Below are 25,674 nucleotides of genomic sequence, written 5' to 3' on the forward strand. Positions count from 1 at the left end.
TTTTGTCTTTGGGGGGTCCCCCCTTAAACCCGCTGCGGGGGGGGGGGCCCCCCCGCGCGCCCCCCCCCCGCCGCCCGTGCCTCAGAAGTCGCCGCCGAAGTCCCCGAAGTCGCCCCCGAAGTCTCCGCCGTCGCCCCAGTCGCCGCCGCCGTCATCGCCGCCGCCGCTGTCGTCGTAGGCCTGGTTGAAGCCCTGGTCGAAGCCCTGATCCATGCCCTGGTCGAACCCGGCGTTGTACGCCGCGTCGTAGCCGTGGTCCCCCCAGCCCGGGCTGAAGAGCGCGTCGAACACGAGCACGGACCCGATTCCCCAGGCGCCGGCCACCAGGGCCGTCTTCCACCAGGGCTCGGAGTACCAGCCGGCCGGGACCCCGCGGCCGGCCACCGCGCCGCCCGGGTAGTAGTAGGGCGTCGCGTTGCCGGGCTCGGGGCTGGCACGGTACGTGTGCCCCTGGACGTCGACCTCGCGCTCCTTCGTGATCTGCCCGGCCCGCGCCCCGGCCAGCGGCGGCAGGTCCGGCCCCGCGTCGAGGCCCATGGCGGTGCGCGCCGCCCGGATGTAGGCGAGCCCCTCCAGCGACGTCTCCCGCGCCAGGTCGTACTGCTTCAGGCTGGTGGCCCGCTCCAGCTGCCCACCCGCCGCGTTGTACCGCTCGCTGGCGTCCACCAGCGCCTGCTTGACCGACGTCTCATCGCCGGAAAGATTCATGAGCTGCCCACCGAGCCGCTCGTACCACCGAAGGGCCTCCTCCCGCGCATCGGCCAGCTGCTGCTGTTCGCGCTTCCTGCGCCCGAAGCCGAACACCGTCACCACTCCAACCAGGACGAGTAACCCATGCCCTCGACGGTACCGGTTTCTGTCGTACCCCTACGGCATGCTGAGTACCGTGAATCTCCTCCTCCTACTCGTCGGCCTCATCACCGGAGCCGCCCTCGGCTGGTTCGCCGCCCGTTCCCGCGCCGCGGTTGACCTGGCGAAACTGGAAGCTACGCTGCAGGCGACCCGCGACGGCGAGGCCCGCCTGGAGGCCTCCCTGCGGGGTCTGACCCTGGAGGCCCGGGGCCAGACCCAGGACGCCGTCGCCGACGCGGTCACGCCGCTGCACGAGGCGCTGGTGCGGTATGAGCGCCGCGTGAGCGACCTGGAGAAGGACCGGGTCGGCGCCTACGAGGCGCTGCGCGAGCAGGTGCGCGCCATGCACGAGGTCTCGGGCGAGCTGCGCACGGAGACCCACCGGCTGGTCGCCGCCCTGCGCGCCCCCGCGGTCCGCGGCCGCTGGGGCGAGCACCAGCTGCGCCGCATCGTCGAGGCGGCGGGCATGCTCGAGCACTGCGACTTCGACGAGCAGGTGACCGCCGCCACCGACGCCGGCGTCGTGCGCCCCGACCTGATCGTGCGCCTGCACGGCGGCCGCCAGGTGGTGGTCGACGCCAAGGCCCCGCTGGACGCCTACCTGTCGGCGCTGGAGGCCCCCGACGACCAAGCCCGCACCACCCGCCTGACCCAGCACGCCCGCCACCTGCGCGCCCACGTCGACGCCCTGTCCGCCAAGTCGTACTGGTCGGCGTTCGAGCCCGCCCCCGAGTTCGTCGTCCTGTTCGTCCCCGCCGACACGTTCCTCGACGCCGCCCTCCAGCACGACCCGCCCCTGCTGGAGCACGCCTTCGCCCGCAACGTCGTGCTGGCCACCCCGGCCACCCTGGTCGCCCTGCTGCGCACCATCGCCTACGCCTGGCGACAGGACTCCCTGACCACCAACGCGCAGGCCGTCCACCGGGTCGGCCGCGAGCTGTACGCCCGGCTGAGCACCATGGGCGAGCACATGTCGAAGGTGGGCACCTCGCTGTCGGCCGCCGTCACGTCGTACAACCGCGCGATCGGCTCCCTGGAGGCCCGCGTCCTGGTGAGCGCCCGCAAGCTGGCCGAGCTGGGCATCAGCGCCGACGACCTGCCGGCGCCGCCCCAGGTCGAGACGACGCCCCGCCAGCTGCAGGCCCCCGAGCTGGTCGACAACGAGTACGAGGCGCTCCTGGCGGCCTTGCGCGAAGAGCCACCCCAATAAGCCATCCATGACTCGGGCCCGCGTCACGATCAGACCGTTCTTCCCACGAGACACCACTCGGCGCTGGCGCGCCTCCTTGCCAGGTCCGCGTGGCCAAGCCCCTGCACCCACCCCATCGACCCGCCCCGGCCCTCGTCCCGTCCGATACGCCGGACGCCCGCCGCCTCGACCGGCCCGGCCCTGCTCCCGTCGGATACGCGGGACGCCTTCCGCCTCGACCGGCCCCGGCCCTGGTCCCGTCGGATACGCCGGGCGCTCGCCGCCTTGACTGTCCGGACGGCGCCGGGGAGTGGGTCGGGGCGTGCGGGTGGGTTCGCCGCGGCGGTGCTCCCGGGTCGCGTCCGATGACCGATTGAGGACCGAATTCTCCGGCCAAACTCGGGCAATGCCCGACAGCCCGTGGCGGCACTGTCGCGCACATGATCGCCGAGGCGGCCGGGGCCCTCTACCGTCGCGCTCATGTTCGGACTAGGCCGGAAACCCGGCGCCAACGCGATCAGCGCCCGCGGCGAGATCGTCCACGTCGGCTTCGGCCTGCAGAACGTGGACGAGTACGGCAATACGAAGGCATCGCGCTACACGGTGCGCGTCCGCGTGTACCCCGACGACGCCTCCCAGTTCGAGGCCGACATCAAGGTCAAGCTCCGCGGCACCGCCGCCCCGATGCATGGCGAGGAGACCTGGGTCCGCTACGACCCGGCCAACCGCACCCGCATCGACTTCGACCGCGACCGCATCAAGACCCGCACCTACGACCGAGCCGAGGCCAACCCCGGGCTCCGCGTGGTCGTCGACACCCTGTACCGCCACGGCGACCCCCCGATCAGCGTCATCGCCACCGCCCGCTGACCCGCGTCCGTCCCCACCGGCTCGGCTCGCTCCTCGGCGCCGGGCCGTGCGTCGGGAGACCGCCGCTGCCCCCGCGTCCGTCCTGACCGGCTCGGCTCGTCCCTCGGCGCCGGGCCGCGCACCGGGAGACCGCCGCTGACCCCCGCGTCTGTTCTCACCGGGCTCGGCTTGTCCCTCGGTGCTGGGCCGTGCGTCGCGAGACCGCCATCGCCCCGCAGACCGTCGGCGGCACCGGTGGTCCCTCGGGGGGCGGCGGCGAGAGTGCCACCGCCGGACGTCGACCTTGCGCGGAGGCAACGTCGGCGGGGATCTCCGCCCTGGTCGTGCCGGCGTCGTCCCGCGTGTCGATGCTGGAGCGGAGCGTGCCGCGGTTCGCGCAGACGGACTCGGTCGGCGGGCGGTGGGTCAGTAGCGGTGGGAGCCCTGGGCGCCGCGCAGGGCGCGCTCGGCCAGGGCCAGGTCCGAGGCGGCGGCGCGGGCGAACGGGCTCGACGCCCCGAGGAGCTGGGCGTAGACGGCCTGGGCCGCGCGGTACTCCGTGATGGCCTCGTCCAGCCGGCCCAGGTCGTGCAGCACGCTGGCCAGGCGGTGGCGGGAGACGGCGGTGTCCAGGTGGACCGGGCCGAGCAGGCGCAGGCGGGAGCTCAGCACCGCCCGGTGCTCGGCCTCCGCGTCGGGCAGGCGGCCGGCGTGGTGCAGGGCCGAGGCGAGCAGGCTGCGGCTCATCAGGGTGTCGCGGTGCTCGGCGCCGAGCAGGTGGGTGCGGGCCCGCATGACCGTGCCATGCTCGTCGATCGCGCGGTCGAGCTCGCCCATGTCCTGGTAGACCTTGGCGAGGTTGCTGCGCGAGATGAGGGTCTCCTGGTGGTTGGCGCCCAGGACCCGGGTGCGCGCCTCCAGCACCCGCTGGTGCTCGGCCTCCGCCCGGGTCAGGTCGCCCAGCTGGTGGTAGATGGTGGCCAGGTGGCTGCGGCTGGTCAGGGTGTCCGGGTGGTCCTCGCCGAGGATGCGCACCCGGGAGGTCAGCGCCTCGTCGCACTCGACCAGGGCCTCGGCCAGGCGGTCGAGGTCACGCAGGACGGTGGCGTGCTGGTCGCGGGCGGTCAGGGTGTCCGGGTGGTCCCAGCCGAGGGCGTGGGCGCGGGCGTCGACGATCTCGCGGTACGCCTCCTCGGCCTCCTGCAGCTGGCCGCGCCAGTGCAGGTCGGTCGCGCGCTGCCAGCCCGCGGAGTCGTCGTAGACGGGCGAAGGGTGGCTCGGGCGGTGGCGGGTCTCCGGGGCGGTCCACTCGACCGGGTCGGGCTCCACGGCCGCGGGGGCGCCGTAGACGGTGGAGGACATGACGTGCGGGAAGACGTCGTCGTCCATGCGCTGCGGCTGCTGCTGGGGGATAGGTGGGGGAGGGGGCGCCGGGTGGGTCGGGAAGCGCATCGGCTCGTAGACGTCGGGCTCGTGCTCGTCGAAGACCTCGGCCGGCACCTCGATGGGGGACTCGTGGTTGCGGCGGCGCAGCTCGCGGCGCAGGGAGACGATCGCCTCGGAGATGGCGTCGGACTGGTCGCCGAGGCGCCAGGCGACGGCCGCCACCGGGCGGTCCAGGGCGGTGCTGAGCTGGCGCACCGAGCTGAGGATGGAGTCGTCGGGGGCGGCGTTGACGATGACCAGCGCGGCCTGGAAGGCGGCGGTCGGGCCGACCAGGAGGGCCTGCAGCGTCGCCTGCATGCGGGCCATGGAGAAGCCGGTGCCGGCCCGGACGTCGACGATGATGTGGGCCTCGGACATGGCGATCGGGCCCAGGAAGTACCCGAAGACGGGTTGCAGCTTCTGACCCTCGCGGCCGGCGGCCTCGTAGAGCGCCGCGTTGGCGCCCTCGTGGTAGGCGATGGCCTGCGGGGCGTGGCCGCGGATCAGCTGGACGAAGCGGTCGTAGGCGCCCTCGGCGTCGCCGTCCTGCTGGGCGCGGCCGGCCGAGGCCATGCGCTCCTCGCGGTCGGCGGAGCGGACCACGATCGCCCCGCCGGACAGGCCCGCCAGGCCGACCAGCACACCCGCCCCTACGAGGGCGGCCGCGCCGGCGGTGCTGCGGAACGCCACCGTCGTGAGCACGCCCAAGCCGACCAGGGCGAGCCCGACGAACACGACGAGAAATCGGGTCTGGCCACTCCATCGTCCGCCAGTCATCGGTCCTCTTCTGCGTTGGTCATGACCCCCGCGAAGATCACTGCGGGCGACGAGCCTTGCGCCGTAGCGTGACGAGAATCTTCCCATGAACCGCTGCGTCCACGGTAGATCGACGGCGTGAACCCCGCCATTCACGCGCAAGGCCCAAGATGAGTGTCAATTACCCGACACTTAGAGCAGGGAGTCGCGCCACTGGGTGTGCAGGTCGGCGTAGTGGCCGCCGCGGTCGATCAGGACCGAGGGCGGGCCGTCCTCGACGATCCGGCCGCCCGAGAGCACCAGGACCCGGTCGGCGATCTCCACTGTGGACAGCCGGTGGGCGATCACCAGCGCGGTGCGGGAGGCCAGGATCGTGCGCAGGGCCTGTTGCACCAGCCGCTCGCTGGGGATGTCCAGCGAGGACGTCGCCTCGTCGAGAATCAGCACCGCGGGGTCGGCCAGAAAGGCGCGCGCGAACGCCACCAGTTGGCGCTGTCCGGCCGAAAGTCTTCCCCCGCGCTTGCGTACGTCGGTGTCGTACCCCTCCGGCAGCGCCCGGATGAACGCGTCCGCCCCGATCGCCGCCGCGGCCGCCTCGACCTCGGCCCGGGTGGCGCCCGGCCGGCCGAAGGCGATGTTGGAGGCGACCGTGCCGGAGAAGAGATAGTTCTCCTGGGTCACCATGACGATCGCGCGGCGCAGGTCGTCCTCCGGCAGCGAGCGCAGGTCGACGCCGTCCAGCGACACCGTGCCGGCGCTCGGGTCGTAGAAGCGGGCCACCAGCTTGGCGATGGTGGACTTGCCCGCGCCCGTCGCGCCGACCAGGGCGACCGTCTGCCCGGCCGGCACGAAGAGGTCCAGCGCCGGCAGCACCGGGCGCCCGGCGTCGTACTGGAAGGCGACGCCGTCGAAGGTCAGCTCGCCGCGCGGGCTCGGCAGGCGCACCGGCGAGCGCGGTTCGGCGACCGCGGGGGCTTCGTCCAGTACCGCCGCCAGCTTCTCCAACGCGGCCGTCGCGGACTGCAGCGTGTTGTAGAACTGCGACAGCTCCTGCATCGGCTCGTAGAACCGGCGCAGGTACAGCAGGAACGCCGCCAGCACCCCGACCTCGGTGTGCCCGTGTAGCACCCGCCAGCCCCCGTACGTGAGCACCACCGCGATCGACACGTTGCCGATCACCTTGATGGCCGGGGAGTAGGTCGCGACGAGCCGCTGCGCGCGCAGGCTGGCCACCGCGTAGTCGCCGTTGACGGCGGCGAAGATCTCGTCGTTGCGCCGCTCGCGGCGGAAGGCCTGGACCGCGCGGATGCCGCCGAGCGACTCCACGAAGTGGATGATGACGAGCGCGATCGTCTCTCTGGTCCGGCGGTACGCCCGCGCGCTGGCCCGCTGGAACCAGCGCGACAGCCACAGCAGGAACGGGAACGACGCCAGCGTGACCAGCGCCAGCGGCGGGTCCAGCCAGAGCAGGATCCCGGCCACCGACAGCACCGACAGCGCGGCCAGCACGAGGTCGTCCAGCGCCCCGTCGGTGAGCTCGGCGATGTTGTCGACGTCGCTGGTGAGCCGGGCGATGACCCGCCCCGACGTGAACCGCTCGTGGAAGCCGATGGACAGCCGCTGGAAGTGCCGGTAGACGCGGATGCGCAGGTCGTACAGCACCGCGTTGCCGACCCGGCCGGACATGGCCAGGAACACCCGGCGGGTGACGAACTCGGTGGCGGTGGCCAGCCCGAAGAGCGCGGTCACCAGCACCAGCACGGGCGGATGGCCGATGCCCCGGTCGATGCCGAGCTTCACCAGATAAGGGCCGGCCATCCCGGCCAGGTTCTGGGCCAGCAGCAGCGCGACGAGCGCGGCGATGGACAGCCGGTGCGGGCGCAGCAGCGAGCCCAGCAGGCGGCGGCTGGCCACGCGCTGGGTCGGGTCGGGCTCCTCGGTCGCGGTGCCGCGCCACCGCTGCACGTCAAGCGCCACGCAGCACGTCCCGGTAGCCGGGGCAGGTGGCCAGCAGCCGCGAGTGGGTGCCGACCGCGGCGAGGCGGCCGTCCTCGAGGTACGCCACCCGGTCCGCGAGCGCGATGGTGGACGGCCGGTGCACCACGAGCAGCGCCGTCGTGCCGGTCAGCACGGTGGACAGCGCCGACTCGACCAGCGCCTCGGTGTGCACGTCCAGGGCCGACAGCGGGTCGTCGAGCACCAGCACCCGCGGCCGGCCGAGCACCGCCCGGGCCAGGGCGAGCCGCTGCCGCTGCCCGCCGGACAGCGACAGGCCCTGCTCGCCGATGCGGGTGTCCAGCCCCCACGGCAGGTCGTGGGCGAAGCCGGCCTGGGCGATCCGCAGCGCCTCCTCGACCTCGGCGTCGGTGGCGTCGGTGCGGCCCAGGGTCAGGTTCTCCCGCACGCTCATCGAGAACAGCGTCGGGTCCTCGAAGGCGGTGCCGACGATGCGCCGCAGCGCGTCGAGCTTGATGTCGCGCACGTCGTGCCCGTCGATGGTGATGCGCCCGGCGTCGACGTCGTACAGGCGCGGGACCAGCGATACGAGCGTGGTCTTGCCGCTGCCGGTGACCCCGACGATCGCCACCGTCTCGCCCGGCTCGACCTCCAGGTCGATGCCGCGCAGGATCGGCCGGCCCGGCTCGTAGCCGAAGACCACGCCCTCGAAGCGCAGCCGTCCCCGCACCCCGGACGGCGTCACCGCGCCCGGGCGGTCCACGATGGACGGCGCCGTGTCCAGCACCTCGTAGATGCGCGCGGACGCGCTCATCGCCTCCTGCGCGTTGGCGATGATCCAGCCGAGGATGTCGATCGGCCAGACCAGCATCACCTGCAGCGCCACGAAGGCGACCAGCGTGCCGACGGTGAGCGCGCCGCGCGAGACGGCGACCGCGCCGGCCACCAGCACCACGGCCATCGTGACGTTCGGGACCAGGTCGAACTGCGACAGCGTGCGGGCCACCATCCGGCTCTTGCCCACGCCGAGGTCGTGCACGTGCCGGGCGCCGCCGGCGAACTGCTCGGCCACGTGGTCGCGCCGGCCGAACGCGCGGATCACCCGGATGCCCTGCGCCGACTCCTCGATGCGCGTGGTCAGGTCGCCGAGGGAGTCCTGCAGCTCGCGGGAGGCGGCGAAGAACCGTCCGGTGAACCTCTGCACGATGAAGAACAGCGGGACCGCGCTGAGGGCCACGAACACGCCCAGCGGCCAGTACAGGCGGATCAGCAGGACGGACACCGCCACGTACGTGCCGATGTTCAGCACGAAGAAGAACAGCCCGAAGGACAGGAAGCGCCGGATCGAGGAGAGGTCGGCGGTGGCCCGCGACAGCAGCTGGCCGGACTGCCACCGGTCGTGGAACTCGATCGGCAGGCGCTGCAGGTGCGCGTAGAGATCCTCGCGCAGCCTCGCCTCCATGCCGACCGAGGAGGCGGACTGGGCCCACCGGCGGATGAAGCTCAGCGCGCCCTCGCACAGCCCGAGCGCGATCGCCAGGCCGCCGAGCAGGAACAGCCCGCGGGTGTCGCCGTGGCGCACCGGGCCGTCGACGACCCGCTGGATGAGCAGCGGGATGGCGAGGCTGGCGGCGGTGGAGGCGACCGCGGCGAGCATCGACCAGGCGGTGAGCGCGTAGTAGGGCCGCAGGTAGGACCGCATCCGCCAGAGCGCGTAGGCCTTGCTCTCCCGCCGCACCCGGGCGGGCGCGGCGGTCGTGGACATGCTTCCAAGCTACGTGGCGCTTACATAGGCGCCAAGCGATATTCAGATAGCTTCATGACTTGAGCGGTCAGCTTCATGGTCGAGCAGCCAGCGCTTGACCGGCAGGCCCCAGCGGAACCCGCCGAGCGTGCCGTCCAGGCGCAGCACCCGGTGGCAGGGGACGAACAGCGCGGCCGCGTTGCGTGCGCAGGCCATCGCGGCCGCCCGCACCGCCGCCGGCCGCCCGGACCGCGCGGCGAACTCGGAGTAGGTCACCGGCGCCCCGGCGGGCACCGTGCGCAGCACCTCCCACGCGTGGTTGAGGAACTCCCCGCTGCGCTGGCGCACCGGCACGTCGTCGATCGCCGTCAGGTCACCGTCCACATAGGATTCAAGTGCCTTCGACGGTACGCCCAGCTGCCCGCGATGCTCCGGGTGCTCGGTCAGCTTGGCCAGGACCATCAGCCCGCGCACGTCGGTCGTCCAGCCCGACGCCAGCACGGCCTCGTCGGGGTCGACGATCATCGTGAACGGGCCGGCCGGGGTGTCGGTGGTGGTGAAGTACGTGTTCACTGCATCCTCCAGAGTCGGATCGCGGCGTAGGAGCGCCAGGGCCGCCAGCGCTCGGCGTGCGCGGCCAGGGTCTTCGGGGTGTCGGGGAGCCCGGCGGACCGCGCGCCGCGCAGCACCCCCAGGTCGGTGGGCAGGAACGCGTCCGGGTCGCCGAGGGCGCGCATGGCGACGTACTGGGCGGTCCAGTCGCCGATGCCGGGCAGCGCCTTGAACTTCTCGACCGTCTCGTCGCGGTCCCCGCCGCCGTCGAGGTCGAGCTCGCCGGCCGCGACCGCGGCGGCCAGCCCGCGCAGGGTGCGCCGCCGGGCCTCGGGCATCGCGAACGCCTCGTCGGGAAGGGCGAGCAGCTCATCGGCCGTGGGGAACAGGCCCGCGTCGGCGGCGATGAGCTTGCGCAGTACCGTGCGCGCGGCCGGCACCGAGATCTGCTGGCCGACGACGGCCCGCACCGCGATCTCGAAGCCGTCGACCGCGCGGGGCACCCGCACGCCCTCCTCCTTGAGCACCATCGGGGCGAGCGCGGGGTCGGCGCCGAGCACCGCGTCCACCGCGACCGGATCGGCGTCGAGGTCGAACAGCCGGCGACAGCGGGCCACCGCCGGGGCCAGGTCGCGCACGTCGGCCAGGTGCAGCGTCGCGGCCACGTGCCCGTCGCGCGGGGCGAGCGTGACGCGGCCGGTGCCGTGCGGGAGCCTGAGATTGCGGTGGTACTGCCCCTCCTCCACGGCGTCGATGCCCTGCACGGCGCGGTCGCGCAGGAACGACAGCAGCGACTCGGCGTGCAGCGGCGCCCGGTACGGCAGCCGCACCGCCACCACGCCCTCGTCCTGCTGCGGCAGGCTGCGCCGGGCCCGCAGCTGCGACGGCGTGCGGCCGTAGATCTCGCGGATCGTGTCGTTGAACTGGCGCACGCTGCCGAAGCCGGCCGCGAACGCGATCTCCGCCAGCCCCATCCCGGTCGTCTCGATGAGCACCCGGGCCGTCTGCGCGCGCTGGGCCCGCGCGAGGGCCAGGGGACCGGCGCCGACCTCGGCGGTGAGCATGCGGTGCAGGTGGCGCTCGGTGTACCCGAGCCGGTCGGCCAGCCCCGGCACGCCGTCGCGGTCCACGACCCCGTCGGCGATGAGCCGCATGGCCCGCCCGACCACGTCGCCGCGCACGTCCCAGTCCGGCGAGCCGGGCGCGGCGTCGGGCCGGCAGCGCAGGCAGGCCCGGTACCCCTCGCGCTGCGCGGCCGCCGCGGTCGGCAGGAACGTCACGTTCTCGGGCCGCGGCGTGATGGCCGGGCAGGACGGCCGGCAATAGATCTTGGTCGACTTGACCGCGGTGACGAACACGCCGTCGAAGCGCGAGTCCCGGCTGGTCGCCGCCTTGCGGCAGGTTTCGAAGTCGAGTTTCACGACTCCATCCTGCCTCGCGTCCCGGCCGGCGACTGGCGGTTTTCGGACCCGAATGTGGCTGGCCGGGAACGCCTAAGGTGGTGGCCAACGTACACGAGATGGAGACCGCGATGACCGAGTACGACTCCGCCGGGCCGGGCGCCGGCGGCGAGGGCGAGGCCGGGCTGTCCGCCGCCGACCAGGGGCCGGAACCGACCGTCGTCACGCTGCACGGGGAGCACGGCGAGACCATCTACGCGATCGACCGCGACGGCGACGGCCGGGCCGACGCCGTCGCCTACGACGACGACAGCGACGGCAAGATCGACCGCTACGCGATCGACACCGACGGCGACGGCACGCTCGATACCGAGCTGCGCGACCTCAACGGCGACGGCCGGATCGACGCCGTGTTCATCGACACGGACAACGACGGCGACAAGGACGTGGCCGCGCTGGACACCAACGGCGACGGCCGCTTCGACCGGGTCGTGGCCGACCTCGACAACGACGGCAACATCGACACCGACGTGCGCGACACGAACTTCGACGGCAAGGCCGACTACGTGGCCCGCGACCTCGACGGCGACGGCCGCCGTGACGTGACGATCACCGACAGTGACTTCGACGGCCACTTCGAGACGGTGCAGTACGACGACCCGAAGGACGACCCCCTCGCGCAGGCCTGAGCTGGCAGTCCGCTTCCAAATTCCGCCGCCGGCCCCCGTCAGGGCCGGCGGCCGTTCGGCCATGGCGCGAAGTGGACAGCGGTTCAGTGTGCGGCGCGCTGGGACAGCCACCGTCCGCCGAAGTCGACCAGGGCGCGCTGGCGGGTCAGGCTGGCGGTGCCGGCGCCCACCGGGCCGGTGCGCTCGCCGCCGGTGATCTCCGCGAAGTCCTTGGCCAAGGGGACGAAGAGCGAGGTGTCGTTGACGAGCTCGCGGTACTCGACCCACTGGCGCTCGCCGTCGACCAGGATCGGGGAGCCCTGGCGGCGATACCGCTCGGGTGCGTCGGCGCGGTACTCGGCCAGGTGCAGCGACGTGTTGTTGCCGTGCCCCACGCCGAGCAGGAGCACCCAGGCGTCGGCGTCGTACAGGCGGGCCAGCGGCGAGTGCTCGCCCAGGCCGTCGTCCAGCCGGTGGCCGGCGGTGATGCGCTCGGCCAGCGGGCCCAGGGCGGCGAAGGAGACGGTCGGGTGGGAGCTGCGTCGCACGCCCGGGAAGGAGCGGAAGCACTCGACGATCGCGCCCATGTAGCCCGTGGGGGTCACGCGGGGGTCGTAGGCCGGGGTCTCGGCCCGGATGATCGGCCACCACTCCTCGGGGACCGGCGGGTTGCCCCAGTCGGAGGGCTCGGTCAGGCCGCGGGAGTGGGTCGGCATGACCAGGGTGCCGTCCGGGCCCAGCACGCGCAGGAGGGCCAGCACGACGGCCTGGGCGCCGCCGGCCACCCAGCCCAGGCGGGACAGCGAGGAATGGACCACGACCGTCGCGCCCTCGGGCAGGCCCAGGGCACGCAAATCGTGGGCGAGGCTCTCCACGGTGCCCGGGCGGGTCGCGCGGGCCACGGCGTAGTCTTCCATGGCATTCATAATGTCCGGTATGACGCGGTGGATGCTGTCGGGGTTCGGCGACGAGATCGACGCCGATTTTGCGGTACAGCTGCAGGTGCTTCTGGCTCTTGGGGCTTCGCACGTCGAAGTGCGCAGCGCCTGGGGGACCAACGTGGTGGACATGTCCGACGAGGATCTGGCGCGGCTGTCGGGGCTGCTGGAACGGCACGGGGTGCGGGTCTCCGCGATCGCGTCGCCGATCGGCAAGAGCCAGGTGTACGACGACCCGGCCCCCGAACTCGCCCGGCTGGAGCGGGTCGTGGCGGCCGCGCGCCGGTTGGAGGCGCGCTACATCCGGCTGTTCTCGTTCTACCGGCCCGACGGCGTGGAGGCGGTGGCCGTGCGCGACACCGTGCTGGCGCGCCTGCGGGCCTTCGCCGACGTCGCCGAGCGGGAGTCCGTCGTGCTGGTGCACGAGAACGAGAAGGCGATCTACGGGGACACGCCCTCGCGGGTGCTCGACATCGTGGAGTCGGTCGGCTCGTCCGCGCTGCGGGTGGCCTGGGACAACGCGAACTTCGTGCAGGTGGGCGTGCGGCCGTTCACCGACGGGTACGCGCTGCTGCGGCCACACATCGCGTACCTGCAGGTCAAGGACGCGCGGGCGGCGGACGGGGTCGAGGTGCCGGCGGGGCATGGGGACGGGGAGCTGCGGGAGACCCTGGAGGCGCTGCGGGACGACGGGTGGGAGGGGTTCGCCTCGCTCGAGCCGCACCTGGCCGACCCCGCGCGGCCGGACGTGCTGTCCGGGCCGCGGCGCTTCGGGGAGGCGGCCCGGGCGTTCGCCGGGCTGACCGCGGAGCTGGGCATCGAGCTGGCCTGAGCGGACCGCCTCGGCCGGGCCGGCCTGAGCGGGATGCGTTTGCCGGGCCGGCGGGGGAGCCGGGCGTCGCGCCGGCCTGAGCGGGATGCGTTTGGTCGGGCCGGCGGGGGAGCCGGGCGTCGCGCCGACCCGAGCGGGATGCGTTTGCCGGGCCGGCCCGCGGTGAGCGGTGAGCCGGGCCGGTGGGGGAGTTCAGCGTCGCGCCGGCCCGGGTGGAATGCGCTTGCCGGGCCGGTCGCGCGGCGGGCGTCGGGGCGCCCCGGGCCGGTCGCGGCGCTGGGCGTCAAGGTGCGCCGAGCGAATCGCCTAAGCTGAACAGTCGTGGCACTCAGCATCGGCATCGTCGGCCTGCCCAACGTGGGCAAGAGCACCCTGTTCAACGCCCTCACCAAGGGGGACGCGCTCGCGGCGAACTACCCGTTCGCGACCATCGAGCCCAACGTCGGCGTGGTCGGGCTTCCCGACGAGCGGCTCGGACGGCTGGCGGCGCTGTACGACTCGCAGAAGATCATCCCGGCGCCGGTGTCGTTCGTCGACATCGCGGGGCTGGTGCGCGGGGCGTCGAAGGGCCAGGGGCGGGGCAACGCGTTCCTCGCGAACATCCGGGACGCCTCGGCGATCTGCCAGGTGGTGCGGGCCTTCTCCGACCCGAACGTGGTGCACGTCGACGGCAAGGTCTCGCCGCGCGACGACATCGAGACGATCAACACCGAGCTGATCCTGGCCGACCTGCAGACCATCGAGAAGGCGCTGCCGCGGCTGGAGAAGGAGGCCAAGGTCCGCAAGGAGCGGGCCGGGATCGCCGCCGCCGCGAAGGCCGCCGGGGAACTGCTCAACGAGGGCAACACGCTGTACGCGGCCGGCTTCGACGTCTCCGAGCTCGGCGAGCTGCACCTGCTCACCGCGAAGCCGTTCCTCTACGTCTTCAACGTCGACGAGGCCGGCCTGTCCGACGCCGCCTTCCTCGACGAGCTGCGCGCCATCGTCGCCCCGGCCGAGGCCATCTTCCTGGACGCCAAGATCGAGTCCGAGCTCACCGACCTCGACGAGGATGAGGCCCTGGAGCTGCTGGCCTCCATCGGCCAGCCGGAGCCGGGGCTGCACCAGCTGATCAGGGTCGGCTTCCGCACGCTCGGGCTGCAGACGTACCTCACGGCCGGCCCCAAGGAGGCGCGGGCCTGGACGATCCCGATCGGCGCCACCGCCCCCGAGGCCGCCGGCGTGATCCACTCGGACTTCCAGCGCGGCTTCATCAAGGCCGAGGTGGTCTCCTTCGAGGACCTGATGACCGCGGGCGCGATGAACGCCGCCAAGGCGGCCGGCAGGGTCCGCATCGAGGGCAAGGAGTACGTCATGCAGGACGGCGACGTCGTGGAGTTCCGCTTCAACGTGTAAATCGCGGGCGTTTCGGCAGGTTCGAGGCATTTCGGCATGTCGGGCGCTCTGCACCACGACATGCCGGATTTAGGCGGCGCCAGGGTATAAATCGGATAAGTCGCGGCGCGCCAGCGCCCGGCTTGTCCGACGATCTTGGCACCGCGGAGCTGGCAGGGAGGCCCGCCAGGGCCGACCGATGTCTGACGGGAGCAACGGTGCCCTGGTGACGCGGACCGGAGCCAGGATTTGGCTCTTAAGCAGCGCCAGCAATGATCGTCTTGTACAGATCCTCGATGCGGGCGGCCAGGGTGACCTCGCCCGGGGAGAGCTCCGAGTCGGCCGTGCCGGGCACGCGGAGGCGGATCTGGGTGCGGCCGTCCAGGCGGCGAACGTCCGGGCGGACGCCGACGGCATCCGCGACCACTTTCATTCGCTCGGTGAGTGCCGCATGCTGGGAATCGTCGAGTGCCAGAGTGCGCCGGATCTCCCCGGCGTCGTGCGTCCAGCCCTGCAGTAAGGCCAGTGCATCGCTGAGATAGTCACGGTGATCGTCGCTCCACCGGGCCCGCATGTCGACCTACCCTCCCACGGCATCGTTGCCGGCTTGTGGCCGTTTCGAAGCCTGCCCGTCATCAACGGTGTCTGCAAGTCTGACTAGCAACCGGTGGATCTGTCCACGGCCACATTTCCCTCGTGTGGTGAACAACAGGGCATAGCCCGCCACCGGAACTTCATTTGGATCTGGCACTCTGGTTGGCCGTGCAGACCGAACGGTTGATGCCACGGATCATCGTCGGAGCAGCGATCATCTCCGAGGGGCGCGTTCTGGCGTGCGAGCGGGCCGCGCCGCCCGAAATGGCCGGTAGGTGGGAATTTCCGGGGGGCAAGGTCGACCCGGGGGAGACCGAGGAGCAGGCCCTGGTGCGGGAGTGCCAGGAGGAGCTCGGGGTCGACGTCGTCGTGGGGCCGAGGGTCGGCGACGATATCGAGATGCTCGGCGGCACCGCGCTGCTTCGGGTGTACGTCGCCACGCTGGCCAACGGCGGGCAGCCGATCGCCCTGGAGCACAGCGACCTGCGCTGGCTGGGCGCCGGTGAGCTCCACAGCGTGCCGTGGCTGCCGGCCGACGCGCCCATCGTGTACGCGCTGGAGCCGTTGTTACCGTCTAGCCCGTGAACCTGACGTACTCCGAGGTCGGCGCGACCCGCGAGGGCCCGCTGCCGCCCGGCTACCGGCACGTGACCCGGCGCATCCGGCTGGGCTCCGGGCCCGAGGTGTTCCGGACCGCGGCCGAGGCGCTGGCCCACTGGCGGCCGCAGCGGGGCGCGGGGCTGCGCGTGCGGACCGGCGCGGAGCGGGCGGGGCTGGGGGTCGAGTTCGCCACCGGCATCGGGGCCGGGCCGCTGCGCCTGTGGGTGCCCTGCAGGATCGTGTGGGTGGTGGACGAGCCCGACCGGTACGGCTACGGGTTCGGCACGCTGCCCGGGCACGTCGCGGACGGCGAGGAGGCGTTCCTGCTCGGCATGGACGCCGGCGGAGACGTGTGGTTCGAGGTGCGGGCGTTCAGCCGCCCGGCGACGTGGTGGGCGAAGCTCGGCGGGCCGGTGACCCGGCTGGTGCAGTCGAGGGTCACCGACGGGTACGCCGCGGCGATGCGGGGCCTCTAAGAACTGGCCCCGCATCGGCCGGGAGCGTCTTGCTCAGTGCCCGTTCTTGGGGTGGTTGTAGCGCAGCTTCTCCGGCGGGAGCGGGAACTCCTGGTCGTCGCCGAAGGGCGAGGCCGCGGCGGGGCGGTCCAGGTAGAGCTCCGCGACGGCCAGCTTGCCGTCGGCGCCGAGGGCCGGCTCCTGCGGGACCGGGCCCTGCTGGTGCCAGTGCGAGCCGGTGTCCGCCGACGCGCCCGTCGCGCTCGAGGCGTGGGTCACGGCCGACTCGTCCAGTTGGTCACGACGGAAGATCTTGCGGCCAAGCCAGGTCACCGGGTCGTACCTCCGATCGACAACGCGTTCCTTCATGGGGATGATCGCATTATCAGTGATCTTGATGTGTTCCGGGCACACTTCGGTGCAGCACTTGGTGATGTTGCAGTAGCCGAGGCCCTGCTCCGCCTGGGCCAGCTCCTTGCGGTCGCCACGCGCGTCGAGCGGGTGCATGTCCAGCTCGGCGGCGCGGATGAAGAACCGGGGGCCGGAGAAGGCCTTCTTGTTCTCCTCGTGGTCGCGGACCACGTGGCACACGTTCTGGCACAGGTAGCACTCGATGCACTTGCGGAACTCCTGCGAGCGCTCGACGTCGACCTGCTGCATGCGGTACTCGCCGGGCTCCACGCCCTTCGGCGGCGCGAAGGCGGGCAGCTCCCGGGCCTTCTGGTAGTTGAAGTTCACGTTCGTGACCAGGTCGCGGATCACCGGGAAGGTGCGCAGCGGGGTGACGGTGACCGTCTCGCTGTCGCCGAACGTGGACATCCGGGTCATGCAGCCCAGCCGCGGCTTGCCGTTGATCTCCATCGAGCACGAGCCGCACTTGCCGGCTTTGCAGTTCCAGCGGACCGCGAGGTCGGGGGTCTGGGTGGCCTGGAGCCGGTGGATGACGTCGAGCACGACCTCGCCCTCGTTGACCTCCACCTGGAAGTCCTCCAGCGAGCCGCCCGTGTCGTCGCCGCGCCAGACGCGGAAGTGGCGCATGGTACCCATCACAGCTCCTCGTCGGTCATGTACTTGGCCAGCTCACTGCGCTCGAACAGGCCCTGGAGCTCGGGGCGCATGACCGGCAGCGGCTTGCGCTCCAGCCGGACGTCATCGCCGTCCAGCGAGCAGACCAGGTTGACCTGGCGCCAGTTCGGGTCCATCTTCGGGAAGTCCTCGCGGGTGTGCCCGCCGCGAGACTCGGTGCGCTCCAGCGCCGCCTTGGCCGTGCACTCCGACACGACCAGCATGTTGCGCAGGTCGAGGGCCAGGTGCCAGCCCGGGTTGTACCGCCGTCCGCCCGTCGCGCCGACCTTCCTGACCCGCTCCTTGAGCTCGGCCAGCCGGACCAGCGAGTCGCGCAGCTCGCCCTCGCGGCGGATGATGCCGACCAGGGTGCCCATGATGTCCTGCAGCTCGTGGTGCAGGGCGTACGGGTTCTCGCCGCCATCGCCGCGCTGCAGCGGGGCCAGCGCCGTCTCCACGGCCGCCTCGACCGCCGCCGCCGAGGGCTTGCGCCGCCGCGTCTCGGTCGCGTGCGCCGCCGCGTGCTCGCCCGCCCGCTTGCCGAACACCAGCAGGTCGGACAGCGAGTTGCCGCCGAGCCGGTTGGAGCCGTGCATGCCGCCGGAGACCTCGCCCGCCGCGAACAGCCCGGACACCGCGGCCGCCGCGCTGTCGGCGTCGACCTCGATCCCGCCCATCACGTAGTGGCAGGTCGGCCCGACCTCCATCGGCTGCTTGGTGATGTCGACGTCGGCCAGCTCCTTGAACTGGTGGTACATCGAGGGCAGCCGCTTGGTGATCTGCTCGGGCTTGAGCCGGGAGGCGATGTCGAGCAGCACGCCGCCGGCCTGGGTGCCGCGGCCGGCCTTGACCTCGCTGTTGATCGCCCGGGCCACCTCGTCGCGGGGCAGCAGCTCCGGCGGGCGGCGGTTGTTGTCCGGGTCGGAGTACCAGCGGTCGGCCTCCTCCTCGGTCTCCGCGTACTGCTTGCGGAAGACGTCCGGCACGTAGTCGAACATGAACCGCTTGCCGTCGGTGTTGCGCAGGACGCCGCCGTCGCCACGCACCGACTCGGTCACCAGGATGCCCTTGACCGACGGCGGCCAGACCATGCCGGTCGGGTGGAACTGGAGAAACTCCATGTTGATCAGGGTCGCGCCGCTGCGCAGCGCAAGAGCATGACCATCGCCCGTGTACTCCCACGAGTTCGACGTCACCTTGTAGCTCTTGCCCACGCCGCCCGTGGCCAGCACGATCGCCGAGGTCTCGAAGAGCACGAACTCGCCCGACTCGCGGTAGTAGCCGAACGCGCCGGCCACCGCGCCGTCCTCGATGAACAGCTCGGTGATCGTGCACTCCTGGAACACCCGGATCCGCGCCTCGTAGTCGCCGTGCGCGGCGTAGTCCTCCTGCTGCAGCGAGACGATCTTCTGCTGCAGCGTGCGGATCAGCTCCAGGCCCGTCCGGTCACCGACGTGCGCCAGCCGCGGGTACTCGTGGCCGCCGAAGTTGCGCTGGCTGATCTTGCCGTCCTTGGTGCGGTCGAACAGCGCGCCGTAGGTCTCCAGCTCCCAGATGCGGTCCGGGGCCTCCTTGGCGTGCAGCTCGGCCATCCTGAAGTTGTTCAGGAACTTGCCGCCGCGCATCGTGTCGCGGAAGTGCACCTGCCAGTTGTCGTTGGCATTGACGTTGCCCATCGCCGCGGCGGCGCCGCCCTCGGCCATGACCGTGTGCGCCTTGCCGAACAGCGACTTGGAGATGATGGCGGTCTTCTTGCCCGCGAGCCGCGCCTCGATGGCCGCCCGCAGCCCGGCGCCGCCCGCGCCGATCACCACGACGTCGTAGGTGTGTCGCTCGATGTTCGTCATCGGGGGGTCCTAATTCCAGATTCGGAGGTCGGTGATCCATTGCGCCGACACGGCCATGATGTAGAAGTCGGTCAGGATGACCGTGAACAGGGAGGTCATGGCGAACGTGCCGTGCCGGGTGTTGAGCTTGGAGATCAGCGTCCACATCCGGTACCGGACCGGGTGCTTCGAGAAGTGCTTGAGCCGGCCGCCCATGACGTGCCGGCACGCGTGGCAGCTCACCGTGTACCCCGCCAGCGCCACCACGTTGACCACGATGATCAGCGAGCCCAGCCCGATGCCGAAGTTCCCGTCGGCCCCCTTGAACGCGTGGAGCGCGTCCCAGATGTTGATCAACAGGATGATCGACGCCACGTAGAAGAAGTACCGGTGCGAGTTCATGAAGACGAGCGGGAACCGCGTCTCGCCGCTGTACTTCTTGTGGGGCTCCTGCACGGCGCACGCCTGCGGCGACAGCCAGAGCGAGCGGTACCCGCTCTTGCGGTAGTAGTAGCACGTCACCCGGAAGCCGGCGACGAACGGGAACGCCGCCAGGCCGAGCGGAAGCCACCGCGGGAACTCCCCGAACGGCGTGCCGAAGTGCGACGACCCAGAGACACAGGAGTCGCTCAGACAGGGGGAGTAGAGCGGTGTCAGATAGCCGTGTTCGGGGACGAAGTACCACTTCGCCATGAAAATGCGAATCGTCGAATAGACGATGAAGAACAGCAGAATCACCGCGATGGACAACGGTGAAGTCCGCCACCCGTCCGTCCGCAATGTCTTGGCGCTGATCGCCGCGCGGCCCCCCGCGCCGGCAACTGACCGAGCCCTGGTCGGCGTGGTCGTCATGGTGAGTACTCCCTGGACGGGCTGGTGAAGAGTTCGCCGAGTGTACCGATCTTTGGTCGGTGCACACGTTACGCCCGATCCTGCTGCGACGTGCGTTGGGAGGCTTGGGTGTGACGATTCGTCACTGAAACGCTTCACCCGGCAATCTCACCCCTCCCGGCAATCCCCTCTTTTTCTAATTGATCTTGAACGCACCGAACAAGTTTGGTTTGCCTTACCTAAGTTCCGCTGGCGCGGTCGACTCCTAGCGGCGCTTTCAGGTCCCGTGCGGCGCTCTCGGTCCTTCACGGCACTTTCGGGTTGTTTACGGGCGCTTGGGGTGCTTTTGGGGCGGGGTTCCCCGCCCCTCAGCTTTGGATCCTTACCCCCGAAGATCAGCCCGACGCGCCGCCGGTGTAGTTCCACGACGCCAACCGCACCGCCGGCGCCATGAACCCGGCCTCCGACCAGGGCCCCGGCTGCTCCACCGCCCGGGTCCCCAGCCCCAGCACCGCCCCCGGCCCCAGCGCCTGCGCATACGACTGCGTGAACCGGAAGTTCCGCACCGGCGTCGTGATGACCCCGTCCTCGATCAGCCACACCCCGTTGCGCGTCAGCCCCGTGACCACCAGCGTCCGCGGATCGAGCACCCGCGTGTAGTGGTTGTCCGTCACCAGCAGCCCCCGCTCGACTCCGGCCACCAGCGCCGCCACCGACGAGTCCGCCGCCGGCCCGTCCACCTCCACCGGCGCCGGCCCATCCGCCGGCAGCAGCCGCAGGCTCGACGCGAGCGCACCGAAGCTCGCCCCGCCCGGGATCGCGTGCCCGGTCGACCGCGCCCCGCTCCCGGCCCGGGCGGCCGTGCGCCGGTCGTGCACCACTGCCGTGGAGACGCCCTTGTCCACCAGGACCACCCGCTGCCGCGGCGTGCCCTCGGCATCGAACGGCAGCGCCGTCGCGTCCGGCAGCGAGGCGTCCTCCACCAGGGTCACCGACGGGTCGAACTGCGCCTCGCCCAGCTGCAGGAAGGACTGGCGGTCGAGCACCATCTTGGCGTTGAACCCGTACATCGTCAGGAACTGCAGCACGTCCGCCACCGCCGCCGGCTCGAGCACCACCTCGTACTTGCCCGGCGGCAACTCCACCGGGTCGGCGCCGGCCCGCGCCTTGGCCGCCGCCCGCGCGCCGAGCACCGTGCCGTCGATGTCGGCCAGCCGCACCGCCGCCAGCCGGGCCAGCCCGTCCGACGTCGCCGTGCGCGCGATGCCGTCCATCGCCGCGCTGCTGCGCGCCGCCGTCAGGTGCTGCCCGGCCGAGTTCGCGTAGGCGATCCTGGTCGAGGACGTCCGGCAGTACCCGGCGGTGTCCAGCCCCCCGGCCTGGTCCACGAAGGCCCGCACCCGTGCCGCCCGCTCATCCGGCGAGGCCGCCGCGGTCTCCTCGTCGAGGTTGCCGGAGAAGTCCAGCGGCGTCCGCGGCGTGAGCCCCGGCCACGTCGGGTCGGCCGGCGCGAGCCGCATGGCGTCGACCGTGCGCCGGACCAGCTCGTCCAGCCCGTCGATCACCGTCGTCGAAGTGCTGGCCGTGCGCCCGTCGGCGTGCAGCCGCAGCCGCACCGAGGTCGTCTCGTCGGCGACGTTCTGGTGGATGTACGAGTTGGCGAACCGGGTCAGCGCCAGCGCGTGCCGCTCCACCGTCACCTCGGCCTCGATGCCGGCCCCGACCAGGTCGAGCACCCGCTGTGCCAGGTCGGTCTCGGTCGCCGCAATGCTGGTCATCCCCGCACCCCCACTCGGACGTTCTGGAACCGGGCCGCCGCGGCCGGGTGCCCGGTGTGCCCGATCTGGCCGGGCTGCCCCTTGCCGCAGTTCGGCGTGCCCCAGGACACGACCTCCGAGCTCAGCATGTCCATCGAGCCCCAGAAGCGCGGCCCGATCCCCGTATACGTCGGGTTGCGCAGCATCCGCCCCAGCTTGCCGTTCTTGATCTCCCAGCCGATCTCGCACCCGAACTGGAAGTTGAGCCGCTTGTCGTCGATCGACCAGGACCGGTTGAGGTCCATCAGCACCCCGTCGTCGGTCGCCGCGATCATTTCCTCCAGCGTGTGCGGCCCCGGCAGCAGCCCGACGTTCGTCATCCGGACCATCGGCAGCCGCGCCCACCCGTCGGCCCGCACACTGCCCGCATAGTCCAGCCCGGCGACCGCGGCCGAGTCCCGCCCGGCCAGCGCCCCCACCCAGATCCCGTCGCGCACCGCATACCGGGGCGCCGCCGGCGTCCCCTCGTCGTCGTACCCGAACGACCCCAACGCCCCCGGGATCGTCGGATCGATCGTGATGTTCATCAGCTCCGACCCGTACCGCAGCTGGTTGATCTTGGCGAGGTCGAGCCACGACGTGCCCGCGAAGGCCGCCTCCCAGCCCAGAATCCGGTCCAGCTCGATCGCGTGCCCCACCGACTCGTGAATCTGCAGCGCCATCTGCTCGCTGCCCAGGATCAGGGTCGTCTCACCCGCCGGGCACTGCGGCGCCGACAACAGCGCCCGAGCCTCCTCCGCGATCCGCGCCGCATGCGCCGGGATGTCGAGCTCGTCGACCAGCTCCCAGCCGCGCGTGCCGTACTGCCCGCGATACGACGGGTAGGACCTCCGCTGCGTCTCCCCGTCCCCGATCACCGTCGCCGAGATGCCCGCCCCCGCCTCGCGGATGTGCTGGTCGATGCGATGCCCCTGCGACGACACGAACCACTTCCGGGTGTCCCAGATCTGGTACAGCCCCTCGGCGATGTCCGCTCCTGCCTTGTGCGCCTCCGCGGTCGCCCCGGTCAGCAGGTCACCCTTCACCGACAGCGCCACCCCGAGCGGGTCCACCTCGCAGGCGCTCGCCCACGAGTCCACCCGCGCCTCGACGTCCACCAAATCCAACGCCGGCCCCGGCACCGTGGACGAGGCCCGCGCAATCGCCGCCGCCCGCTCACCCGCCCGCCGCGCCGCGTCGCTGCCGAGGTCCGGCACCGCGAAGAACCCCCAGCTGGACCCCACCAGCGCCCGCACCCCGACGCCGGCGTCCTCGTCCTGACTCAGGTCCTCGATCTCACCGTTGCGCGCCGTCATCGACTCGCTCCGCCGATGCATCACGCGGGCGTCCGCATATCGCGCCCCGGCCGCGAGGGCCGCCTCGACCGCCGCGGTCGCTACGTCGAATTGGGTCATGGTTGGACAGTACCGAGGGGGTATGACAGTTTGGGCAGACTCGACCCTACGCCGATGCCAGCGCTACCCGATCAGCTCGTTGATCTGCCCCGCGAGCGTGATGTCCTTCTCCGTCACCCCACCCGCGGAGTGCGTCGACAGCCGGAAGGTCACCGTCCTCCACCGGATGTCGATGTCGGGGTGATGATCGGCCTGCTCGGCCACGTGCGCGACCTCGGCCACCAGCCGTATCCCGTCGAGGAACGAGGGCGCGGTCACCGACCGCTCGATCCCTTCCGCGTCGCCGGACCACCCCGCGAGCCCGGCGAGGGCCGCAGAAACCGCATCGTTGCCGAGCACATCAACCATGGCCCCGAACCTACCCCCGCCGCCTCCGCCCGCGGATGATGATTTGCAGTACGGCGATGAAGACGACGACCACCGCGGCAGCACTGATCGCCGCGATCACCCCCGCCGCGTTGCCGCCTCCAGCTTTCCCGGCCGAGCCCGGCGCGGCCGAGGCTTGGGGCGAGGCGCTGGGTGAGGCGGGCGGGACGTCGGCGGTGAGCGCCTTGACCGGGTCGACGATGCCGTACCCGTAGACCGGATCCCGCCCAGGCTCACCCTTGTCCTGCGCGGTTGCGGTCAGGCGGCGGACAATTTCCGCGCCGCTCAGCTGTGGATACTTGGCCCGGACGAGTGCGGTCACGCCGGCGACAACGGCATTGGCGTCGCTGGTGCCGCTGGTCGCGCGATGGTTTCCCTCGATGTCCGTGGACATGATGTCGACACCCGGAGCGGTCAGGAGTACCTCCGGTCCGGTGACGGACGCTTCGGATGCCACTCCCTGCTGGTTTACGGCGCCGACAGCCAGCACGCCGGGAAGCTTCGCCGGAAAGGCAACCTTGGTCGTCTTTGGCCGGTTTCCGACCGCTGCGACCACCACGATGTCAGCAGCCAGTGCCTTCTCGATCGCTGCTTTGACCTTCGGGTCCTCATCGGTGCCGAGGGAAATGCAGATGACCTTGGCATGTTGGCTGATCGCCCATTCGAGGCCCGCGGCCAAATCCTTGCCCGAGCCACCGAAGGCGGGCGCGGGCGACACTCGCACCGGCAGGATGTCTGCCTTCGGGGCAATGCCGAGAACACCATTCCCGTTGCTCGTGCCACGCCCGGCGATGATGCCGGCCATTGCCGTGCCGTGGCCGTCGGTATCGGCGCGTCCGTCGCCGGACCGGCCGAAGAACTCCCCGCCTGGCAGCACGGCCGCGCCTAGCTCCGGCGCGGCGGGATCGACACCCGAGTCGACCACCGCGACGAGCACACCGTCGCCCTGACTGACCTTATGGGCGTCGGCGATGTGGAGGAACCCAAGGTGCCATTGCTGATCTCGGACGGTGTCGGCGTGTGCAGCGGGGGCAGGCACTGCGGCAAGTAGAACCGCGATGGTTACGAAGCCACCTCTGCGCATCCGGATCATGCCCGACGCCGCCGCCCGCGGACGATGATCTGCAGTACGGTGATGAAAACGACGACCACCGCGGCAGCACTGATCGCCGCGATCACCGCCGCTGGGCTGGTACCCGAAGACTTTCCATCCGTGCTTGCCACGGCCGAGGCTTGCGGCGAGGCGCTGGGCGCGGCCGGCGGGACGTCGGCGGTGAGCGCCTTGACCGGGTCGACGATGCCGTACCCGTAGACCGGATCGCGTCCAGGCTCACCCTTGTCCTGCGCGGTAGCGGTCAGACGGTGGATGACCTCGGGTCCGCTCAGCTGGGGGTACTTGGCTCGGACGAGGGCGACGACGCCAGAAACGACGGCGGCCGCGTCGCTGGTGCCGCGGCCAGACTGAGCCTTTCCCTCGAGGTCTGTTGTGACCATGTCTACGCCGGGAGCGGTGAGGACCATTTCGGCGCCAGCGACAGAAACGGCTGCGCGTTCCCCTTGCTGATCGACTGCGCCGACCGCGATCACACCAGGCATTCGCGCGGGGAATGTGACCGATCCGTACGTCGGTTTGTTGCCGGCGGCCGCGACCACCACGACGTTGGCATCGATGGCCCGCTGGATCGCATCCTTGACTTCCTTGGCTTCGCTCGTGTCCAGCGAGATGTTGATGACCTTGGCGCCTTGGGTGACGGCGTAGTCGATGCCCTTGGCAAGATCGAGAGGATTTCCACCCATGTCCAGGGCCTTCGACACCTGGACAGGCAGGATGGTCGACCTCGGAGCGATACCGAGGACGCCGTTGTTGCCGCCCTTGCCGCGCCCAGCGATCAGGCCGGCCATTGCTGTGCCGTGTCCGACGATGTCGTGCCGGCCATCGCCGGTGTTTCCACCGAAGTCCTTGCCCGGTCTGACAGCAGAGGCCAACTCGGGTGACGTGGTATCGACCCCGGAATCCTCCACCGCCACAATGACGCCCTCGCCTTGGCTGATCTTGTGAGCGTCGGCAATGTGGAGGAAGCGCAGGTGCCACTGCATGTCACGGATCGAGTCCGCGAGTGCAGAAGCCGGAAACGCCGCCACCGCCAACAATGCCGCGACGGTTACGAGAGCCGAGCGCCGAAGACTCAAC

Annotated in this window: 23 protein-coding genes; 7 read left to right on the forward strand and 16 right to left on the reverse strand. The window is 71.4% G+C overall.

All coding sequences use genetic code 11. From position 1 onward, the window contains the following. Positions 1 to 81: 81 nt before the first annotated feature. Positions 82 to 810 (reverse strand): hypothetical protein, encoded by a 729-nt coding sequence (locus AB0M46_RS16005; protein ID WP_363336496.1) that lies wholly within the window; start codon positions 808 to 810, stop codon positions 82 to 84. A 67-nt stretch (positions 811 to 877) separates the two neighbouring features. On the opposite strand from AB0M46_RS16005, the gene AB0M46_RS16010 reads away from it, so the two are divergent. Next, a complete protein-coding gene (locus AB0M46_RS16010; protein ID WP_363336578.1) occupies positions 878 to 2,062 on the forward strand; it encodes a DNA recombination protein RmuC in 1,185 nt (394 codons plus the stop codon). A gap of 459 nt (positions 2,063 to 2,521) precedes the next feature. Beyond that, the gene (locus AB0M46_RS16015; protein ID WP_363336498.1) at positions 2,522 to 2,911 is read left to right on the forward strand and encodes a hypothetical protein; all 390 of its coding nucleotides are present in this window, start codon (positions 2,522 to 2,524) and stop codon (positions 2,909 to 2,911) included. A gap of 405 nt (positions 2,912 to 3,316) precedes the next feature. Here AB0M46_RS16015 and AB0M46_RS16020 read toward each other — a convergent pair whose 3' ends face one another. The 5 genes from AB0M46_RS16020 to AB0M46_RS16040 form a co-directional block, all read right to left on the reverse strand. Next, positions 3,317 to 5,092, reverse strand: a complete 1,776-nt coding sequence (locus AB0M46_RS16020; protein WP_363336500.1) for a tetratricopeptide repeat protein — start codon at positions 5,090 to 5,092, stop codon at positions 3,317 to 3,319. Positions 5,093 to 5,263: 171 nt separating this feature from the next. Further along, on the reverse strand, positions 5,264 to 7,048 hold the full coding sequence (locus tag AB0M46_RS16025) for an ABC transporter ATP-binding protein (RefSeq protein ID WP_363336502.1): 1,785 nt from the start codon (positions 7,046 to 7,048) through the stop codon (positions 5,264 to 5,266). Further along, positions 7,038 to 8,792, reverse strand: coding sequence for an ABC transporter ATP-binding protein (locus AB0M46_RS16030; RefSeq protein WP_363336504.1), 1,755 nt, complete (start codon positions 8,790 to 8,792; stop codon positions 7,038 to 7,040). The genes AB0M46_RS16025 and AB0M46_RS16030 overlap by 11 nt, the downstream gene beginning before the upstream one ends. Before the next feature lie 42 nt (positions 8,793 to 8,834). Next, positions 8,835 to 9,296: a methylated-DNA--[protein]-cysteine S-methyltransferase gene (locus AB0M46_RS16035; RefSeq protein ID WP_363336580.1), complete on the reverse strand. Its 462-nt coding sequence runs from the start codon at positions 9,294 to 9,296 to the stop codon at positions 8,835 to 8,837. Between the two features lie 44 nt (positions 9,297 to 9,340). Further along, positions 9,341 to 10,744: an AlkA N-terminal domain-containing protein gene (locus tag AB0M46_RS16040; protein ID WP_363336506.1), complete on the reverse strand. Its 1,404-nt coding sequence runs from the start codon at positions 10,742 to 10,744 to the stop codon at positions 9,341 to 9,343. Positions 10,745 to 10,854: 110 nt separating this feature from the next. Between AB0M46_RS16040 and AB0M46_RS16045 the strand changes: the two genes are divergently transcribed. Beyond that, positions 10,855 to 11,412: a hypothetical protein gene (locus AB0M46_RS16045; protein WP_363336507.1), complete on the forward strand. Its 558-nt coding sequence runs from the start codon at positions 10,855 to 10,857 to the stop codon at positions 11,410 to 11,412. A gap of 83 nt (positions 11,413 to 11,495) precedes the next feature. On the opposite strand, the gene AB0M46_RS16050 is transcribed toward AB0M46_RS16045, so the two are convergent. Continuing rightward, a complete protein-coding gene (locus tag AB0M46_RS16050) occupies positions 11,496 to 12,308 on the reverse strand; it encodes an AAC(3) family N-acetyltransferase (protein WP_363336509.1) in 813 nt (270 codons plus the stop codon). A 19-nt stretch (positions 12,309 to 12,327) separates the two neighbouring features. On the opposite strand from AB0M46_RS16050, the gene AB0M46_RS16055 reads away from it, so the two are divergent. Both AB0M46_RS16055 and ychF read left to right on the forward strand, forming a co-directional pair. After that, complete coding sequence (locus tag AB0M46_RS16055) at positions 12,328 to 13,161, forward strand: sugar phosphate isomerase/epimerase family protein (protein WP_363336511.1); 834 nt, start codon at positions 12,328 to 12,330, stop codon at positions 13,159 to 13,161. Positions 13,162 to 13,482: 321 nt separating this feature from the next. Beyond that, a complete protein-coding gene (gene ychF, locus AB0M46_RS16060; protein WP_363336513.1) occupies positions 13,483 to 14,556 on the forward strand; it encodes a redox-regulated ATPase YchF in 1,074 nt (357 codons plus the stop codon). 235 nt (positions 14,557 to 14,791) lie between these two features. Here the strand turns inward: ychF and AB0M46_RS16065 are convergent, their stop codons facing one another. After that, positions 14,792 to 15,109, reverse strand: a complete 318-nt coding sequence (locus tag AB0M46_RS16065) for a pterin dehydratase (protein ID WP_363336515.1) — start codon at positions 15,107 to 15,109, stop codon at positions 14,792 to 14,794. Between the two features lie 206 nt (positions 15,110 to 15,315). Between AB0M46_RS16065 and AB0M46_RS16070 the strand changes: the two genes are divergently transcribed. Continuing rightward, positions 15,316 to 15,714 (forward strand): (deoxy)nucleoside triphosphate pyrophosphohydrolase, encoded by a 399-nt coding sequence (locus AB0M46_RS16070; protein WP_363336516.1) that lies wholly within the window; start codon positions 15,316 to 15,318, stop codon positions 15,712 to 15,714. Then, entirely contained in the window at positions 15,711 to 16,205 is a 495-nt protein-coding gene (locus tag AB0M46_RS16075; protein WP_363336518.1) for a DUF1990 domain-containing protein, read from the forward strand. The genes AB0M46_RS16070 and AB0M46_RS16075 overlap by 4 nt, the downstream gene beginning before the upstream one ends. 33 nt (positions 16,206 to 16,238) lie before the next feature. Here AB0M46_RS16075 and AB0M46_RS16080 read toward each other — a convergent pair whose 3' ends face one another. The 8 genes from AB0M46_RS16080 to mycP (AB0M46_RS16115) form a co-directional block, all read right to left on the reverse strand. Then, positions 16,239 to 17,231, reverse strand: coding sequence for a succinate dehydrogenase/fumarate reductase iron-sulfur subunit (locus tag AB0M46_RS16080; protein ID WP_363336520.1), 993 nt, complete (start codon positions 17,229 to 17,231; stop codon positions 16,239 to 16,241). After that, the gene (locus AB0M46_RS16085; RefSeq protein WP_363336522.1) at positions 17,231 to 19,096 is read right to left on the reverse strand and encodes a fumarate reductase/succinate dehydrogenase flavoprotein subunit; all 1,866 of its coding nucleotides are present in this window, start codon (positions 19,094 to 19,096) and stop codon (positions 17,231 to 17,233) included. Before AB0M46_RS16085 ends, AB0M46_RS16080 begins: the two co-directional genes overlap by 1 nt. Positions 19,097 to 19,105: 9 nt before the next feature. Continuing rightward, positions 19,106 to 19,927, reverse strand: a complete 822-nt coding sequence (locus AB0M46_RS16090; RefSeq protein ID WP_363336524.1) for a hypothetical protein — start codon at positions 19,925 to 19,927, stop codon at positions 19,106 to 19,108. 374 nt (positions 19,928 to 20,301) lie between these two features. Beyond that, positions 20,302 to 21,684, reverse strand: a complete 1,383-nt coding sequence (locus tag AB0M46_RS16095; protein WP_363336526.1) for a metallopeptidase TldD-related protein — start codon at positions 21,682 to 21,684, stop codon at positions 20,302 to 20,304. Then, entirely contained in the window at positions 21,681 to 23,117 is a 1,437-nt protein-coding gene (locus AB0M46_RS16100) for a TldD/PmbA family protein (RefSeq protein WP_363336528.1), read from the reverse strand. Before AB0M46_RS16100 ends, AB0M46_RS16095 begins: the two co-directional genes overlap by 4 nt. Before the next feature lie 63 nt (positions 23,118 to 23,180). Then, a complete protein-coding gene (locus AB0M46_RS16105) occupies positions 23,181 to 23,465 on the reverse strand; it encodes a 4a-hydroxytetrahydrobiopterin dehydratase (RefSeq protein WP_363336530.1) in 285 nt (94 codons plus the stop codon). Positions 23,466 to 23,475: 10 nt separating this feature from the next. Continuing rightward, positions 23,476 to 24,576, reverse strand: coding sequence for a type VII secretion-associated serine protease mycosin (mycP, locus tag AB0M46_RS16110; protein ID WP_363336532.1), 1,101 nt, complete (start codon positions 24,574 to 24,576; stop codon positions 23,476 to 23,478). Next, positions 24,573 to 25,673 (reverse strand): type VII secretion-associated serine protease mycosin, encoded by a 1,101-nt coding sequence (gene mycP / locus AB0M46_RS16115; RefSeq protein WP_363336534.1) that lies wholly within the window; start codon positions 25,671 to 25,673, stop codon positions 24,573 to 24,575. Before mycP (AB0M46_RS16115) ends, mycP (AB0M46_RS16110) begins: the two co-directional genes overlap by 4 nt. Between the last annotated feature and the right edge of the window lies 1 nt (position 25,674).

Origin of the sequence: Dactylosporangium sp. NPDC051485, from assembly GCF_040682015.1 — a bacterium.
Lineage (GTDB): Bacteria > Actinomycetota > Actinomycetes > Mycobacteriales > Micromonosporaceae > Dactylosporangium.

Coding starts and splice junctions, on each gene's coding strand:
- AB0M46_RS16015 (WP_363336498.1), top strand. CDS start 2,522: ATGTTCGGACTAGGCCGGAAACCCGGCGCCAACGCGATCAGCGCCCGC.
- AB0M46_RS16020 (WP_363336500.1), bottom strand. CDS start 5,092: ATGACTGGCGGACGATGGAGTGGCCAGACCCGATTTCTCGTCGTGTTC.
- AB0M46_RS16030 (WP_363336504.1), bottom strand. CDS start 8,792: ATGTCCACGACCGCCGCGCCCGCCCGGGTGCGGCGGGAGAGCAAGGCC.
- AB0M46_RS16035 (WP_363336580.1), bottom strand. CDS start 9,296: ATGATCGTCGACCCCGACGAGGCCGTGCTGGCGTCGGGCTGGACGACC.
- AB0M46_RS16045 (WP_363336507.1), top strand. CDS start 10,855: ATGACCGAGTACGACTCCGCCGGGCCGGGCGCCGGCGGCGAGGGCGAG.
- AB0M46_RS16050 (WP_363336509.1), bottom strand. CDS start 12,308: ATGGAAGACTACGCCGTGGCCCGCGCGACCCGCCCGGGCACCGTGGAG.
- AB0M46_RS16055 (WP_363336511.1), top strand. CDS start 12,328: ATGACGCGGTGGATGCTGTCGGGGTTCGGCGACGAGATCGACGCCGAT.
- AB0M46_RS16065 (WP_363336515.1), bottom strand. CDS start 15,109: ATGCGGGCCCGGTGGAGCGACGATCACCGTGACTATCTCAGCGATGCA.
- AB0M46_RS16070 (WP_363336516.1), top strand. CDS start 15,316: ATGCCACGGATCATCGTCGGAGCAGCGATCATCTCCGAGGGGCGCGTT.
- AB0M46_RS16080 (WP_363336520.1), bottom strand. CDS start 17,231: ATGGGTACCATGCGCCACTTCCGCGTCTGGCGCGGCGACGACACGGGC.
- AB0M46_RS16085 (WP_363336522.1), bottom strand. CDS start 19,096: ATGACGAACATCGAGCGACACACCTACGACGTCGTGGTGATCGGCGCG.
- AB0M46_RS16090 (WP_363336524.1), bottom strand. CDS start 19,927: ATGACGACCACGCCGACCAGGGCTCGGTCAGTTGCCGGCGCGGGGGGC.
- AB0M46_RS16095 (WP_363336526.1), bottom strand. CDS start 21,684: ATGACCAGCATTGCGGCGACCGAGACCGACCTGGCACAGCGGGTGCTC.
- AB0M46_RS16100 (WP_363336528.1), bottom strand. CDS start 23,117: ATGACCCAATTCGACGTAGCGACCGCGGCGGTCGAGGCGGCCCTCGCG.
- AB0M46_RS16105 (WP_363336530.1), bottom strand. CDS start 23,465: ATGGTTGATGTGCTCGGCAACGATGCGGTTTCTGCGGCCCTCGCCGGG.
- mycP (WP_363336532.1), bottom strand. CDS start 24,576: ATGATCCGGATGCGCAGAGGTGGCTTCGTAACCATCGCGGTTCTACTT.